Annotated in this window: 1 protein-coding gene; it reads left to right on the top strand. The window is 65.9% G+C overall.

Annotated elements, in window-relative coordinates:
- Positions 1-16 precede the first annotated feature (16 nt).
- On the top strand, positions 17-563 hold a 547-nt coding region (locus AC1DWF_RS37405; RefSeq protein WP_476843470.1), incomplete at its 3' end, for a Gfo/Idh/MocA family protein.

Raw genomic sequence — 563 nt, 5'->3', positions numbered from 1 at the left:
CTATCTGGAGAAGCCCGTGGCACCGACGCTGGAGGAAGCGATGGCGCTCCACGACGCGGCCGAGGCGGCGGGCGTGAAGCATGCCGTGGTGCAGGACAAGCTGTTCCTGCCTGGCCTCACCAAGCTGCGCTTGCTACGCGAGCAGGGCTTCTTCGGCCGGCTGCTGAGCGTGAAGATCGATTTCGGCTGGTGGGTGTTCGACGGCCTGCAAGTGCCGGCGCAACGCTCCTCCTGGAACTACAAGCGGGCCGAGGGTGGTGGTCTCGTCCTCGATATGTTTCCGCACTGGCGCTACATCCTGGACGGGCTCTTTGGCCGACCCACCTCCGTCACCTGTCATATCCGCACCGCGCAAGTGCAGCGCCGCGACGAGCGCGGCCATGACTTCGCCGTGGATGTGGAAGATGAGGCGCGCGCATGTCTGGAGCTGGAGGATGGCGTGGTGGCGGAGATCAACGCCTCCTGGGCCAATCGCGTGCGCCGAGATGATCTGCTGACCATTGCCGTGGAGGGTACAAAGGGCAGCGCCGTCGCCGGGTTGCATCGTTGCGTGGCGCAGGCGC

Source organism: Aminobacter sp. P4_D5, from assembly GCF_056401815.1.
Note: the sequence above shows the minus strand (reverse complement) of the source record. Positions and strands in the feature narration are given on the sequence as shown.